This window comes from Methylomonas rosea, from assembly GCF_024505055.1.
GTDB lineage: Bacteria > Pseudomonadota > Gammaproteobacteria > Methylococcales > Methylomonadaceae > Methylomonas > Methylomonas rosea.
The window spans coordinates 1-15243 of record NZ_JANIBL010000014.1 but is presented as its reverse complement, the minus strand read 5'-3'; the positions used below and the strand labels follow the sequence as shown (position 1 = coordinate 15243).

Below are 15243 nucleotides of genomic sequence, written 5' to 3'. Positions count from 1 at the left end.
CCAAGCAAAAGAAAGTATCTCGGCCGTCGGGCCGAGACCCGACTTTAAAACAACCCGTCGCGATAGCGACACTTCATCAACAAACATACTTAACAATGAAATGGCCGCCGCGTTGGGTTACGGCTATCGCCTAACCCAACCTACAAAACCACAAAAACCCTTTTAACCAACCGCCCCTTCCAAACTAATCCCCAACAACGCCTGCGCCTCAACCGCAAACTCCATGGGCAATTCCTTAAACACTTCCTTACAAAACCCATTCACAATCATCGATACCGCATCTTCCGCAGACAAACCACGCTGCTGGCAAAAGAACAATTGATCTTCACTGATCTTGGAAGTTGTCGCTTCATGCTCAATCTGCGCGGTCGGCTGCTTCACTTCCACATACGGAAAAGTATGCGCGCCGCATTTATCCCCAACCAACAGCGAATCGCACTGGGTATGGTTACGGGCGTTTTCGGCCGATTTGGCGACTTTTACCAAGCCGCGATAAGTGTTTTGCGCCTTGCCGGCGGAAATACCCTTGGACACGATGGTGCTACGGGTATTTTTGCCGATGTGGATCATCTTAGTGCCGGTGTCGGCTTGTTGCAGGTTGTTGGTCAAGGCCACTGAATAAAACTCGCCCACCGAATCGTCACCCAGCAACACGCAACTTGGGTATTTCCAGGTAATCGCCGAACCGGTTTCGACTTGGGTCCAGGACACTTTGGAATTGTGGCCACGGCATTCGGCACGCTTGGTGACGAAATTATAAATACCGCCCTTACCTTCTTTGTCGCCCGGATACCAGTTTTGCACAGTGGAATATTTGATCTGGGCATTGTCTAAGGCCACCAGTTCTACCACCGCCGCATGCAACTGGTTTTCGTCGCGCATTGGCGCGGTGCAGCCTTCTAAGTAGGAGACATGCGAGCCTTCGTCGGCGATGATCAGGGTTCTTTCAAATTGACCGGTGTTGGCAGCGTTGATCCGAAAATAGGTCGACAACTCCATCGGGCAGCGCACGCCTTTGGGGATGTAGACAAAAGAACCATCGGTAAACACCGCGGCATTCAGCGCGGCGAAGAAGTTATCTCCAGTCGGCACGACGCTACCTAAGTATTGCTTCACTAATTCCGGATGCTCATGCAAGGCTTCGGAGATCGGGCAGAAAATCACCCCGGCATCTTTCAATTTGCCTTTAAAAGTGGTTGCTACCGACACGCTGTCGAACACGGCATCGACGGCGATTCCGGCCAAGCGCTCTTGTTCGTCGAGCGGGATGCCCAGCTTTTTATAAGTATCCAGCAATTCCGGATCGACTTCATCCAGGCTTTTCGGGCCAGCTTTTTTTGATTTTGGCGCCGAGTAGTAACTGATAGCTTGGTAATCGATCGGATCAATTTTCAGTTGCGCCCAGTCCGGCGACGGCATGGTCTGCCAATGCCGGAAGGCTTTCAACCGATACTCCAGCATAAACTCCGGCTCGTTTTTGACTTTGGATAGCCGGCGAATCACGTCTTCGTCCAAGCCTGGCGGAAACGTATCGACTTCCAGTTCGGTCACAAAGCCTTGTTTGTATTCCTGACTGATGAGATGTTCGATTTCTTGTGCGCTTGTAGACATAATCTTTTCAATAATTAGCGAAACAACTGGTTAACCGGAATGGAGACTTCTTCCGGCGGCTTAAACGGCAAAATCAGATCGGCTAAGGTCACTGATTCGAGCGCATTGGCGATCTTCTGGTTGATCAAGTGCCAATTGCCTTGAATCCGGCAACCGCTGGCTTGATCGCAGCCTTTATGAGAAGCCGTGCATTCGGTCAGCGCAATCGGCCCTTCCAGAGCACTAATCACGGTTGCTACGGTAATCCGGCCAGGATCTCTCGCCAACGCATAACCGCCTTTGGCACCCCGCATGGAACTCAACACGCCGGCCTTGAGTAATATCTTCAATATTTTGCTGACCGTAGGCTGAGCAATGCCCGTCGCCTCGGCGATTTCCAGAGCGCCGTGTACGCGACTCCTGTCCTTGGCCATATAGCTCAAGATCACCGTTGCGTAGTCCGTTAACTTACTTAGCCGTAACATTACACTCTCTTTTCATTTAGGACTATTTTAGTCTTATTTAAATCCCGAGTAAATAGCTTGGTTATTAAATTTTGCACTTCATCCACCGCAACAGGCGTCTTACGCAGCCAGACTGACAAGCACTTCTGCAAATTTATCGAACACACCGTCAGCAACAAAATATCCTTGCAGAACTTTTCCCTGAAATTCTTGGTTTTTTGCAATACACTTCTTCGGGTAAAAATGACATCCAGCCTCATTAAATAATAGCCATGACCCAAACTCGCAGCCCCATTGTTTTGATGTATCACGGTACGCCCAACGCTCAGCCGGAGTCTCATTACTCGTTAAGCGCTAACTTATTTGCTAAACATTTGCGGTATTTACAGCAAGAAGGCTGGACAACGGTTTTGTTCAAAGACCTACAAAATGTCAAAACGCTACCTGAAAAAAGTGTGGTCATTACTTTTGATGATGGTTACGAAGACAATTATTCGGGGGCTTTTTTACCGCTAATGGGACTCGGGATGAAGGCAACTTGGTTTATCGCGACCGATTGCATTGGTAGTCATGCGCATTGGCTAGGCAAACCATCGACACAAACACGGATGTTAACTGGGGAACGCTTGCTTGAAATGCATACCGCCGGAATGGAAATCGCTTCACACACCTGCTCGCATCCCGACCTTTCCGCACTCAGCGCCGATCAACAACAATTAGAACTCTCAAAAGCCAAAGCCGTACTGGAAGATTTGTTATCCACCCAAGTCAGCAGCCTGGCTTATCCATTTGGCAGATTTAATGCCGATTCGGTTAGCGTAGCCGAACAAACCGGTTATCGCATGGCCTGCACAACCCGTCCCGGCTGGTTCGACAGCGAACCAAACCCATATATGATCAGACGTATTGCCATATTTTCCGGTGACAGCGTCAGCACACTAGCCCGCAAATTAAACTTTGCGGATAACGACGTATCATGGAAAAAAATGACTCGCTACTACGCGAACCGTGTTTGGGATAAACTAATTCATAGCATTTGATTGAACATGCCAATGCGGATTTTGGCTATGTTATGAATCAGCAGTGATTAGGCTACAGATATTCGTGCCCACTAGAATTCAAAATTTTTTGCGCCTAGCCCCAACACCTAGAACCCTAAGAACATGACTTTGCCCGGCAACTCTTCACCACTCTCTGCGTTTAGATATCGAAAATGAGCCTGGAAAATGCCTCTAAAAAGCTCACGTTCGCTTTTTGCACTTACAACCGCGCGAAAAGACTGGAGAATCTGGTCTCGGCGATGCGCGTACAATCTTGCCCAATTCCATTTGAAATTCTTGCTGTCGATAACAATAGTAGCGACACGACAAGCGATGTATTGAAGCAACTTCAGCAACTGCCCGGCCCAACGCTTCGCTGGGTGCATGAGCCCAACCAAGGCATAGTCGCAGCGCGTAACAGAGCTATACAAGAGGCAATCGATTCAGACATTCTGGTGTTTATTGACGACGACGAACTACCACTAAGCGGACTCTTGGAAACAGTTGTACACGCATGCCTTAGCGAAGGCGCAGAATGTGTTGGTGGACGAATCGATATAGACTTTACAGACCATAAGCGTCCAGAATGGCTTGACGACGAATTATTGGGGTTTCTAGGTGCGCTGGATCACGGCAAACAAGCTTTTTGGATAGAAGACAGTAGCACACCGGTTTGGGCCGGCAACATTGCATATAATGTGGCGATATTCCGAAACGATCCGGCATTACGCTTTGATCGACGGTATGACCGCAAAGGTAAAACCATAGGAGGAGGCGAAGACGTGATGATGTTTAATGCCCTGCTCCAGCAAAGACGCCGGATACGTTACCGACCGGATATGGCAATACTTCATGCCGTCGAACCATGGCGACTCCGGCGGCAATATTTTCTAGAAGTGCATTTTCTGGCCGGCTATCGTGGCGCAGTTAATGATTTTCCCGTTTATCACCGCACCTATCTGGGCATACCGCCATTCTTAATCTCGCAAATTATCCGCCAATACTGGCAATGGCTTGTATTGGCATGCACTGCAAAACATAGCCTACGCCAAGCAATGAATGTCAGTTATTCTCTCGGGCAAATATGTGGCTGTTTTTCACGTTGGAAAAATAAAACATTAATAAATAATTAAATTAAGCCAATATTTAAAAGCTTAATTGAATGCAATCTAACCTACTAAATTAAACTCCGTGCGCGACATAGTTGTTCTTATTTTCCTGTTATGCTGCATAGTTGCCGCGATAAAAAAGCCGTGGTGGGGGGTGCTATCGTTAGCGATATTCAGCTATTTGAATCCGCACGCCTATGCCTGGGGAGCAGTACGTTCGCTACCGGTTTACTACGTGTTATTCTTGGTAGTTGTTGTCAGCACATTCAACACTAAAGATAAACAGCCCATCCCTAAAGATTGGCGAATTTCTACTTTTATAACGCTTTGGTTCTATTTCATATTTACCACAACTCAAGCACCGTTGCAGGACGTTTCTTGGAGCAAATTTTTGTTTGTCTCTAAAATATTCGTACCGTTCTATTTCACATGGGTTCTGATCAATACCAGAGAAAAACTTTATTATTTGATTTCCACCATAGGCGCATCCATCGGCGTAGTTGCGGTTAAAGGCGGTATATTCGCCATATTAACCGGCTTCGGTCATCGCGTTTACGGACCACCTAGCACGCAATTCGAAGATAACAATTTATTTGCCGTCGCGATGCTTATTGCAATTCCCCTTCTATTGATTTGGGAAAAAGAATTACGGAAGAACTGGCTAAAAAAGGGAATATTACTATCTATCCCTGTTATCTATGCAGCCTCCTTATCATCATGGTCTCGAGGTGCGCTACTCACCATGATTGCCCTGACGTTTACGCTGATCTCAAACAGCAAGCGTAAACACATGATGATCCCATTGGTAATCGGCGGCACGTTTTTCGTCATTCCCTATTTACCTGAAGAATGGTTCGGACGTATGCACACCCTGGAAACGTATGAGGAAGATTTATCCGCCATGTCACGAATTGAGGCATGGACAGATGGCTGGAACTATGCGCTTAGCCACCCATTCACTGGCGCAGGATTCGATGGCTGGATATATGTCACCATGCGGGACTGGCACAGTTCCTATGTGGAAATGCTTGCGGAACATGGCTTTATCGCATTCGGGTTATGGATTTCTTTAATACTGGGTAGTGTTTTCGGCTTAACCAGTTTATCTAGACAGGCTAAGCAAGTAGAAGGCATGGAGTGGGTGCGCCACTACAGCCTGATGATCAGAACTTCGATAATTTGCTATATGGTTGGGACCGCTTTCCTCGGTTTATCTTACTGGGATTTGATTTATCATTTAGTATTCATATCCATGTTAATTAAAAAATTCGCATTGCAAGAGTTTTCAGAAAAAGCACGAATAAATGAACAGCAGTACAAAAAGAACTCAAAAAACAACAACCTTATCACCAATCGCATTAATCCAATCGAATAAATAGAGATGGAAAAAATACTGGTGTCTCTCTACGGCTCTTCCGTTGCTGCATTACTTTGCACTATTACGCTAATTTTTCTAACCTTACATAATTATTCCCGCACTGGACCCGGCATCCAAAAAGAAATTGAAAAAAAATTTGGATACTATGTGGTTTTCGCTCTCTCCAGATTAGCTTTATGGTTATTTGCCATATTTTTTCTAACATCTTTACCCGGCTCTGTTGCAGCTTATTCGTTATCAAAATTTACCGGATTGGTGCATTTTGACTTCGTCACAGGCTTAATCAGCTGCCTAATATCAACCACCTTAATTACAACTTACTTTTTTTTACATCAACTCCTATATACGCCGGGCACCATTCAACTATCTTTCCAGTATAGATTTTCCAGATTGTTTGTTATATGGAAGATATTATCCCCCGCACTAATAACCGGCATAAAATTTTCTTTAATTTTATTGCTGTCTATAACATCCGCAATTGCCCTGTTTTTCGCTATCGAAGAAAATAATACGCCACTAGTGATCTATGTATTAGCCTTGGCTGTTTTATATGCTTACATATATTACGCGACGATTAGTAACGAACCGGCTATCGCTAAAGCCGTGACCCAAACAAAACCCAACGTAATTATGATAGGTTCCGATACATTGCGCCATGACAGACTGGGCGGCAGTAACTATCACAGAAACCTTACCCCCAACATTGATAAATTAAGCGCGAACGGCTTACGACTCTATAAATGCATTACCCCTGTCGCTAGAACCGCGCCAAGTATTGCATCTCTATTTACCGGGCTATGGCCTCATAACCATAAAATTCGGGATAATTATCCATCGCTGGCCGACTGTAAATTGCCGCAACCCTCTTTAATCGACATATTGAACGAGCAAGGTTACTTGACGGCATCCATCTCCGATTGGTGCGGAGCGGATTTTGCAAAATTAAGTTTTAACTTTAAGGAAATCTCCGTCGCTGAAGATCAATGGAATATAAAACTTTTACTAAGGCAAGGCCCGTCTTTAATCAGAAACGTATTATCCCTATTCACCAATAATGCATTAGGAAAACGCTTCTTACCCGAGTTCTATTATCTGGCTGGCGTACCCTTGACCGGAAGCTTGGGCCGCGAATGCCGCCAACTAATTGCCAGTTCGGCGAAAAACTCGCAGCCCTTTTTTATCAATTTGTTCACTTCGGCTACTCACGTTCCGTTTAATTCGGAGTATCCCTATTACAACCTATTTACCCCAACAGACTATAAAGGTGAGTCGCGGTTTATTATGACCAGACTCGCATCGGCGGAAGAAATTATCAAAAAACAGGAAAAAAGCTCGGATTTTTTCGACATCCCGCAAATCATTAATTTATACGACAGCTGCGTCAAACAGTTCGATGATGAAGTTGGAAAAATAATTGATTATATTGAAAAGTCCAATCTATCCGATAATACCATCGTAATTATATATAGCGATCATGGTGCGGATTTTTTTGAAACTGGATGCTGGGGACAAGGCAACACATTGGTGGGGGACGACCCTAGCGGCAGAATTCCATTGGTGATAAAAGGTCCTGGCGTACCTATTGGTGTAAACTTTAAGCCGACTACCCGCTCCATAGACGTAATGCCAACTTTGTTAGATTTGTTGAATATACCTATTCCAACAAATCTGGACGGCGTTAATTTGATCCCCTATGTGAAAGCGCAGAAATCGCCGGAGCTTTTTGCCTTTCAAGAAACAGGCATTTGGCTGGGAAAGATACCCGGTTTACATCCCGACCAAATTTTATATCCCAATATTGTTGAATTACTCGATATTCCAGACAAAAAATCCGGGACCCTGGTAGTCAATGAAAAACATTATCCTACGGTTATCCGAGCGAAGAGCCGCTCCATACAAAACGAAAAGTGGAAACTAATATATATAGCGACTTATACAAAGCCTGTTTATCAGCTTTATGATTTGGAAAACGACCCATATCTGGATGTCATAGAGTCTCATCCCGATATATTTGCCGCGCTTAAAAAGCTATTGGATAGCCACATTGAAAGTGACCCATTGTTTAAATCTAATCATTAATATAAAAAGCTGTTGCATAGTTTAAAACTGTGCAACCCGACTATCAAAAATTATTCACTGATAGTACTCAAGATACCAAGCAACAAACCGTTCAATACCCTGCTCAATAGTAGTACTTGGTTTATACCCAACATCCGCCACCAAGGCCTCTACATCGGCGAATGTATCGGGAACGTCGCCAGGCTGTAACGGCAAAAGATTTTTCTCCGCAGTTTTACCCAGAAAGCGTTCCAAGGTTTCGATATAAGATAACAATTCCACAGGATTCTGGTTACCAATGTTATAGACCCGCCAAGGCGCCCTGCTGGTGCCGGGATCAGGCTTCGCCCCACTCCAGTCTGGATTCGGCGAGGCGTTATGATCCATAGTACGAATCACGCCCTCAACAATGTCATCTATATAAGTAAAGTCGCGCCGATGTTTACCGTAGTTGAATACATTGATTTTCTCGCCGTTCAAAATAGCCTTGGTAAACAAAAACAAAGCCATGTCGGGGCGACCCCAAGGACCATAGACGGTAAAGAAGCGCAAACCCGTGGTGGGCAACTGATATAGATTGCTATAGGTGTGCGCCATCAGTTCATTGGCTTTTTTTGACGCCGCATACAAGCTCAACGGATGATCGACATTGTCGTGCACGGAAAACGGCATCGATTCGTTCGCGCCATATACGGAACTACTGGAGGCATACACCAGATGTTCAACCTGATTATGCCGGCAGCCCTCCAAGATATTGATGAAACCGACGATGTTACTATCGATGTAGGCGTGCGGATTCTCAATGGAGTAACGCACACCGGCCTGAGCCGCCAGATTGACTACTTTTTGCGGTTGGTGCTTTTTGAATAGCGCATCCATGCCGGCTCTATCGGCAATATCCAGCCGTACATCGGTATAGCCGGCAAAATCCTTGATCCGATCTAAGCGACTCAGTTTCAGGTTAACATCGTAATAGTCGTTGAGATTGTCCACACCAATGACTTCGTCACCACGCTCTAATAATCTCAATGCCAAATGGTTGCCTATAAAACCGGCGGTGCCGGTCACCATAATCTTCATTTTTTAGAGCCTTGCGTCTGTTTGATCCGTAGGAAACAAGTATTTGAGGTCATACACAATGGCCTGCGGCGTGCCTAGGGCTCTGATGTCCGAAATTGCCATTTTTTTGAATTGATCATGAGCCACAGCGAGAATGATTGCATCGTATTTTCCCGCTACCGGCTTAACCACTGGCGTAATACCGTACTCGTGTTTCGCTTCCTCGGCGTTAACCCAGGGATCGTAAACCTCGACATTGACGCCATAAGTCTTCAACTCAGCGACGATGTCCACCACACGGGTATTACGAATGTCCGGGCAGTTTTCCTTGAAGGTCAAGCCCATGATCAACACATTAGCTTCTTGCACATGCACACGTTTTTTCAGTAACAACTTGACTAACTGGGATACGACGTATACACCCATACCATCATTGATACGGCGGCCGGAGAGGATAACTTCCGGGTTGTAGCCGATAGCTTGGGCTTTATGGGTTAAATAGTAAGGATCCACACCGATACAGTGTCCACCGACCAAGCCAGGGCGAAACGGCAGGAAATTCCATTTAGTGCCTGCGGCCAACAAAACTTCCTCTGTATCTATTCCCAGTTTGTTGAAAATCAAGGCCAGTTCGTTGATCAAAGCAATGTTGACGTCGCGCTGGGTGTTTTCAATAACCTTGGCAGCCTCGGCGACCTTGATACTTCTGGCTTTATGCGTACCGGCAGTAATGATACTTTTATATAACGCATCTACTTTTTCGGCTATTTCAGGCGTAGAACCCGAGGTAACTTTCAGAATATTAGTGACGCGGTGTTGCTTGTCGCCAGGATTGATACGTTCCGGGCTGTAACCGACGTAAAAATCCCGATTGAACGTCAAACCGGACACTTTTTCCAGAATCGGTACGCAAACTTCTTCGGTTGCGCCAGGGTAAACAGTGGATTCGTAAATGACGATGTCACCGGCTTTGATAACCTTACCCAGTAAATCGCTGGCTTTTTGCAGCGGCGTCAAATCCGGTTGTTTGTGTTCATTGATTGGTGTGGGGACTGTGACTATATAAACCGAACAATCGGCTATATCTTGTAAATCGGCGCTATACGTTAACAATTTGGCTTCGGCTAGCTCTTCTTCACTAACCTCCAGGGTATGGTCGCGGCCTGCCCGTAATTCCTGAATACGGTGCTGATTAATATCGAAACCTACGGTTTGGTATTTTCGCCCAAACTCGACGGCTAGCGGCAACCCCACGTAACCAAGCCCAATCATGCCGATTTTAATGTTATCTAACATCTAGTAAATCCTCCTCCGCCCCGCTCTGAGTTTTGATGACATTGAATTACTTTTTAACTATACAGCCCCATGCCGTCAGCCAGGCTTGCGCCTGATAACTTTCCGCCGTTTTCGGCAAGTTGCCGCTCAACACCATCGCCAAGGTATGATTGATAATGCCGAAGAAATAAGTGTAGGCCAATAACGGATCCAGCGCCTTCATCTCGCCGTCTTTGACGCCGTTCTGAAAAATCCGCTTTATTTTGGTAAACGCAGGTGTTTCCAGCAAGGGCTTAGGTTCCGCCAAAAACTCTTCGCTCTTTACAAATAACAAAAACTCGACAATTTCCGGGGCGTCGTCGGTTAATTTGAATAGTAAATCGACTATTTCCCGCAATTGCTCGGCAGCTTTACGATTCCGGCGGCGAATATCGTCAATCGATATGCTCAGACTATCCAGAATATTTTCGTATAAGGCTTGCGCAATGGCTTGCTTGGTTTTGAAATGCTGACTAATGCCGGTACTAGTTGTTATACCGGCCGCATCTTTGATATCGGTTAATGAGGTATTGAAATATCCCTTCTTGGCAAACAGCTTTAAAGCGGCCTGCAACACTTCATCCTGACTGATAGTTTTATTCGGTTTATTTTCTAGTTCTAATTCTTGTTCCATGCTCTTATATACAGCTTTACCTGCTGTTTACTCTCTGTTGTGGCAGTATCAATACTGCTTTTATTATTCGTTGATGGTGGAGAACGCCGCGACCAGATAATTAACCATAGACCATAAGGTTAAAATCGCCGACAAGTATAACAACCAGTAACCCATGGTATTGATAGGCAGGCCTAATAAATCATCCCGATAAAGCAACAAACTGACTGCCGTCATTTGCGCCGTGGTTTTCCATTTTCCCAACTGCGAAACCTTGACTTTGGCTCGCTGGCCGATTTCGGCCATCCATTCTCGCAGCGACGCAATCGCAATTTCCCTACCGATAATGATAGCCGCCGGCACCGCAAGATAAGGATTGCCCTGCGCTTGCACGACCAATACCAGCACAAACGCCACCATCAATTTGTCAGCCACCGGATCCAGGAAGGCGCCGAACGCAGTTTGCATATTCATTTTTCTGGCCAGATAACCGTCCAGCCAATCGGTGAAACCGGCAACCAAAAATATCGCAGTGCAAGCCAGATTGGAATATTGCCAAGGCAAATAAAACACAACGGCCAACAAAGGAATGAGGGCGATCCGTAACAGGGTTAAATAGGTCGGAATGGTGAATCTAATGGCCATCTTGATGGTGAAATGTATCGTAAATTCGCTGCGCTAATTGTCGGCTAATGCCATCTATACTGGCTAAAGCATCCACACCCGCGCTGGACACACCCTGTAACCCGCCAAACTGTTTCAGCAAAACCTGTCTTCTTTTCGGCCCCAGTCCGGCAATATCTTCCAGTACCGATTGTTTGTTAACCTTACCGCGTCGCTGTCTGTGTCCGGTTATCGCAAAACGATGGGCTTCATCGCGTATCTGTTGAATCAATAACAGGGCCGCAGCACCCGGTGTCACGTCCAGGGGTTGCCGATTACCGACCAGAATAATTTTCTCCATTCCGGCTTTGCGATCAGGGCCCTTGGCGACGCCGACTATCATAACATCGTTTATCTCCAATTCAGCCAAAGCCTTTTCCGCCTCAGCGACTTGGCCTTTGCCGCCGTCTATTAAAAGGATGTCCGGTGCTGGATGCTCGCCATTCTTCAAGCGGCTAAAGCGTCTAAAAACCGCCTGATGAATCGCCGCATAGTCATCGCCGGCGGTAATCCCTTCGATATTAAAGCGCCTATAATCCGATTTCACCGGCCCTTCTCTATCGAACACCACGCAAGACGCCACAGTCTGTTCGCCTTGGGTATGACTAATATCGAAACACTCCAATCGGCTTGGCGTGGTTTCGCAGCCCAGCTCTTGCTGCAAACTGATAAAGCGCCCCTGTAAACCCTGCCGATCAGCCAGCCTAGCGTTAAGCGCACTGTCGGCATTGGTCATCGCCATTTGCAGCCATTTCATCCGCTCACCGCGCACATTATTGGCAATCGCTACCGCATGCTTAGCCTGTTCGGCCAACACCTCGGCCACCAAAGCCGATTCCGGCAAGGCATGACTGACGATCAATTCATGAGGTAGTGTTTTATCCAAATAATATTGGGCGATGAAAGCCTGCAATATTTCCTCGGGCTGATTTTCATCGCCGATTTTTGGAAAAAACTGCCGGTTGCCCAAATGTTGGCCATTGCGGATAAAAAACACCTGTACACAAGCCGCGCCGCTTTTTGCCGCACAAGCCACGATATCCACATCGCCTTTTTCACCTTCCACACAATGTTTTTCCAAAACTGCGCGCAAACGGGCGATTTGATCGCGATAAGCGGCAGCCTGCTCGAACTCCAGCTGGGCGGCGGCGGCTTCCATTTTGCCGACCAAGCGATCGATCAACAAACCGCCCTGTCCCTCTAAAAATAAAATGGTATTTTCCACATCACTAGCATATTGCTCTTTGCTAATCAGCCCAACGCAAGGCGCGGTGCATCGCTCAATCTGATGCTGCAAACAAGGCCGGGAGCGAGCGCTGTAGTAGGAATCTTCACACTGCCGCACCGGGAAAATTTTTTGCAATAACTTCAAGGTTTCCTTTACCGCGCTGGCGCTGGGATATGGCCCGAAATATTTGCCACGGCGCTTCTTGGCCCCGCGATGAAAAGTCAGTTGCGGAAAATCGTGAAAGCTGGATATGAAGACATAGGGATAGGATTTATCGTCCCGCAAACTGATGTTGTAGCGTGGCTTGTGGCGTTTGATCTGCTGACTTTCCAGCAGTAAGGCTTCACCCTCCGTGTGAGTAACGGTTACTTCAATCCCGGCGACCTTGGCTACCATGGCCTGCTGTTTGGGCGAGGCGTTCTGACTTCTGAAATAGCTGGAAACCCGGTTCTTCAGATTCTTGGCTTTGCCGATGTAAATGATCTCGCCCTTCTCATCCAACATCTTATAAATGCCGGGACGCTGGGTTAGCGTCTTCAGAAAGGTTTTGGCGTCAAAGTCGACAGGCTGAGTTTCAGTCACGGGCAGACAGCAAGTTTTGAATGGTTACAAACACCGCCGCCAGCATCTCCATGCTCAGGCGCTTGGTCTGCACGTTATAGCGGCTGCAATGGTAAGAACTGACCAAAGTGTTGCCGTCCGGCAATGCAAAACTAACATGATGAGCAAATTTTGCCTCACCGCTTTTCAGGCCGTAAACGCGCAACACCGCCTGATGGGCTATATTGCCCAAGGCCAATATCACCGAATGTTTCGGCAGGGTTTTAATTTCCGCAGCCAGATAAGGATTGCATTGTTTAATCTCGTCGCCTGTCGGTTTGTTTTGTGGCGGCAAACATTTCACGGCATTGGTAATCCGGCAATTGCTAAGCTGTAAACCATCAGCCAAATTTGTCGATTCCAATTGATTGCTATAACCGAAATCGTACAAAGCCTGATACAGCAACAAGCCGGCATAGTCGCCGGTAAAAGGTCTGCCGGTGGCGTTTGCGCCGTGCATACCCGGCGCCAAGCCAACAACCAGCAAGCGCGCTTCCGGATCGCCGAACGGTGGCACCGGCAAGGCGTGATAAGCGGGATATTTCGCCTTCACTTCGCAAAGAAATTCACTTAACCGCGGGCATGCCTTGCAGTCTTGCTTGAAATAGGATGAATTAGACATATAACAATAGACGCTGAAATTATCGGAATTTTACCTGAGCCCAAGATTTCTTGCGTCGCTCAGGTTCGTAATTGTTCCCGCCCATCACTATCGCTGCTCCCGCGTTCGACGGAATGACCGCCGCCAGGAATTGAAGGGCCCGGTTAGCATCAAGCACTCTTAGCCCCGATTTTCCAATTCTAAATAAACAAATTTCAGAAATAGCTGGATTGGAATACCACAAACACCAACGCCGGATGAACCTAAATGTTTGCTGTTTGAAGGAATTGTGGTATTTTCACAACATACCTAACAAAATTTGCAATTATCTTTGTTTTTTAAAGCCTATTTTTAATTTCCGACCTTATTAGTTCGTTCCCAAAAAGCAACGAATCATCAATTTTTCACAAGTAATGAAGGAGTCTTTATGTTGAAGAAAAGTTTACTGGCAATAGCCACGATAACGACGCTCGGTTCCCTGTCGACGGCACAAGCCGACGAGTTCCTTGACGACAGATGGTATGCAGCACCATTCGGCACTTTCGTGCAGCCAGGCGGTGATCGCAGCGCACATAGCGGTTGGGGTGGAGGCCTGGGCTTGGGCAAGATCATCAACGAACATTTGAACATCGAGGTCAGAGGTTTATACCAAAACCTGGAAGGCGCCAAAGCTAACGGCAACTGGGATTTGACCGGCGGCACGGTAGATGCACAATATTTCTTGTTTAGAGACACTTTCTCGCCTTATGCAGTGATCGGCGTCGGCGGCATAAACTCTACGCACAATGGCGACAGCGGCGCGGGTTTCATCGGCGAAGCGGGTGCGGGTTTTACCTATGAACTTCACGATAATTTCTTGATCCGCAGCGACGTACGCTACCGCTACAACAACAATTTCAACGCAAAACTGCAACCTGGCACCGAAGAGTTTCATGACATGACGGTCAATCTGGGTTTCGTGATTCCATTCGGCGAGAAACCTAAAGCTGTGGTTGCTAAAGCCGAGCCGACTCCTCCACCTCCAGCACCCATGCCGGCTAAACTCGATTGCTCGAAAATGGATGACGACAAAGACGGTGTAAATAACTGCGTTGATAAATGTCCTACTACATTACCGGGCGTTGAAGTCAGCATTTACGGCTGCTGGATCGTTGAAGTTAAGTTCGATAACGACAAAGACGTGATCAAACCACAGTATTTCCCAAAACTGGATAAAGTCGTTGACCGCATCAAACAGTACCCTGATATGGCGTTTGAAGTGCAAGGCCACACCAGCAACACCGGTTCTTACAAACACAACATGGATTTGTCAGAACGCCGAGCATTGGCAGTTAAGAAATACCTTACCAAAGGTACTCACAACCCCAATATCTCGTCTCATGGATATAGCTGGGACAAACCTGTTGACACCAACGAAACTGAAGAAGGCCGCGCCAATAACCGTCGCGTGCAATTGGAAGTTGACGGCAAAGCGCAACAACCTTTGAAAAAATAACAAGACCTGATCAATCTGATTGATTCATAAC

The 15243-nt window shown here is 46.7% G+C and carries 13 protein-coding genes; 5 read left to right on the top strand and 8 right to left on the bottom strand.

Annotated features, from left to right (window positions below; all coding sequences use genetic code 11):
- Nucleotides 1-162: 162 nt before the first annotated feature.
- Nucleotides 163-1611, bottom strand: coding sequence for a Fe-S cluster assembly protein SufB (sufB, locus tag NP589_RS06285; protein ID WP_256606210.1), 1449 nt, complete (start codon nt 1609-1611; stop codon nt 163-165).
- A 14-nt stretch (nt 1612-1625) separates the two neighbouring features.
- A complete protein-coding gene (locus NP589_RS06280; RefSeq protein WP_064010646.1) occupies nt 1626-2075 on the bottom strand; it encodes an SUF system Fe-S cluster assembly regulator in 450 nt (149 codons plus the stop codon).
- A 251-nt stretch (nt 2076-2326) separates the two neighbouring features.
- On the opposite strand from NP589_RS06280, the gene NP589_RS06275 reads away from it, so the two are divergent.
- The 4 genes from NP589_RS06275 (at nt 2327) to NP589_RS06260 (ending at nt 7660) form a co-directional block, all read left to right on the top strand.
- Nucleotides 2327-3094, top strand: coding sequence for a polysaccharide deacetylase family protein (locus NP589_RS06275; protein ID WP_256606209.1), 768 nt, complete (start codon nt 2327-2329; stop codon nt 3092-3094).
- A 173-nt stretch (nt 3095-3267) separates the two neighbouring features.
- Entirely contained in the window at nt 3268-4227 is a 960-nt protein-coding gene (locus NP589_RS06270; RefSeq protein WP_256606208.1) for a glycosyltransferase, read from the top strand.
- A gap of 58 nt (nt 4228-4285) precedes the next feature.
- On the top strand, nt 4286-5578 hold the full coding sequence (locus NP589_RS06265; protein ID WP_256606207.1) for a putative O-glycosylation ligase, exosortase A system-associated: 1293 nt from the start codon (nt 4286-4288) through the stop codon (nt 5576-5578).
- Between the two features lie 6 nt (nt 5579-5584).
- The gene (locus tag NP589_RS06260; RefSeq protein ID WP_256606206.1) at nt 5585-7660 is read left to right on the top strand and encodes a sulfatase family protein; all 2076 of its coding nucleotides are present in this window, start codon (nt 5585-5587) and stop codon (nt 7658-7660) included.
- Between the two features lie 54 nt (nt 7661-7714).
- On the opposite strand, the gene NP589_RS06255 is transcribed toward NP589_RS06260, so the two are convergent.
- The 6 genes from NP589_RS06255 to NP589_RS06230 all read right to left on the bottom strand — a co-directional run bounded on the left by NP589_RS06255 (nt 7715) and on the right by NP589_RS06230 (nt 13669).
- Nucleotides 7715-8719 (bottom strand): NAD-dependent epimerase, encoded by a 1005-nt coding sequence (locus NP589_RS06255; protein WP_256606205.1) that lies wholly within the window; start codon nt 8717-8719, stop codon nt 7715-7717.
- Nucleotides 8720-8722: 3 nt separating this feature from the next.
- On the bottom strand, nt 8723-9994 hold the full coding sequence (tviB, locus tag NP589_RS06250; RefSeq protein ID WP_256606204.1) for a Vi polysaccharide biosynthesis UDP-N-acetylglucosamine C-6 dehydrogenase TviB: 1272 nt from the start codon (nt 9992-9994) through the stop codon (nt 8723-8725).
- Nucleotides 9995-10040: 46 nt separating this feature from the next.
- Complete coding sequence (locus NP589_RS06245) at nt 10041-10646, bottom strand: TetR/AcrR family transcriptional regulator (RefSeq protein ID WP_064010493.1); 606 nt, start codon at nt 10644-10646, stop codon at nt 10041-10043.
- A gap of 63 nt (nt 10647-10709) precedes the next feature.
- Nucleotides 10710-11270, bottom strand: coding sequence for a CDP-diacylglycerol--glycerol-3-phosphate 3-phosphatidyltransferase (gene pgsA / locus NP589_RS06240; RefSeq protein WP_020482416.1), 561 nt, complete (start codon nt 11268-11270; stop codon nt 10710-10712).
- The gene (gene uvrC, locus NP589_RS06235) at nt 11260-13098 is read right to left on the bottom strand and encodes an excinuclease ABC subunit UvrC (protein ID WP_256606203.1); all 1839 of its coding nucleotides are present in this window, start codon (nt 13096-13098) and stop codon (nt 11260-11262) included. Before uvrC ends, pgsA begins: the two co-directional genes overlap by 11 nt.
- A complete protein-coding gene (locus tag NP589_RS06230) occupies nt 13091-13669 on the bottom strand; it encodes a uracil-DNA glycosylase (RefSeq protein ID WP_504137419.1) in 579 nt (192 codons plus the stop codon). The genes uvrC and NP589_RS06230 overlap by 8 nt, the downstream gene beginning before the upstream one ends.
- Before the next feature lie 475 nt (nt 13670-14144).
- Between NP589_RS06230 and NP589_RS06225 the strand changes: the two genes are divergently transcribed.
- On the top strand, nt 14145-15212 hold the full coding sequence (locus tag NP589_RS06225; RefSeq protein WP_256606201.1) for an OmpA family protein: 1068 nt from the start codon (nt 14145-14147) through the stop codon (nt 15210-15212).
- The last annotated feature ends 31 nt before the right edge of the window (nt 15213-15243 follow it).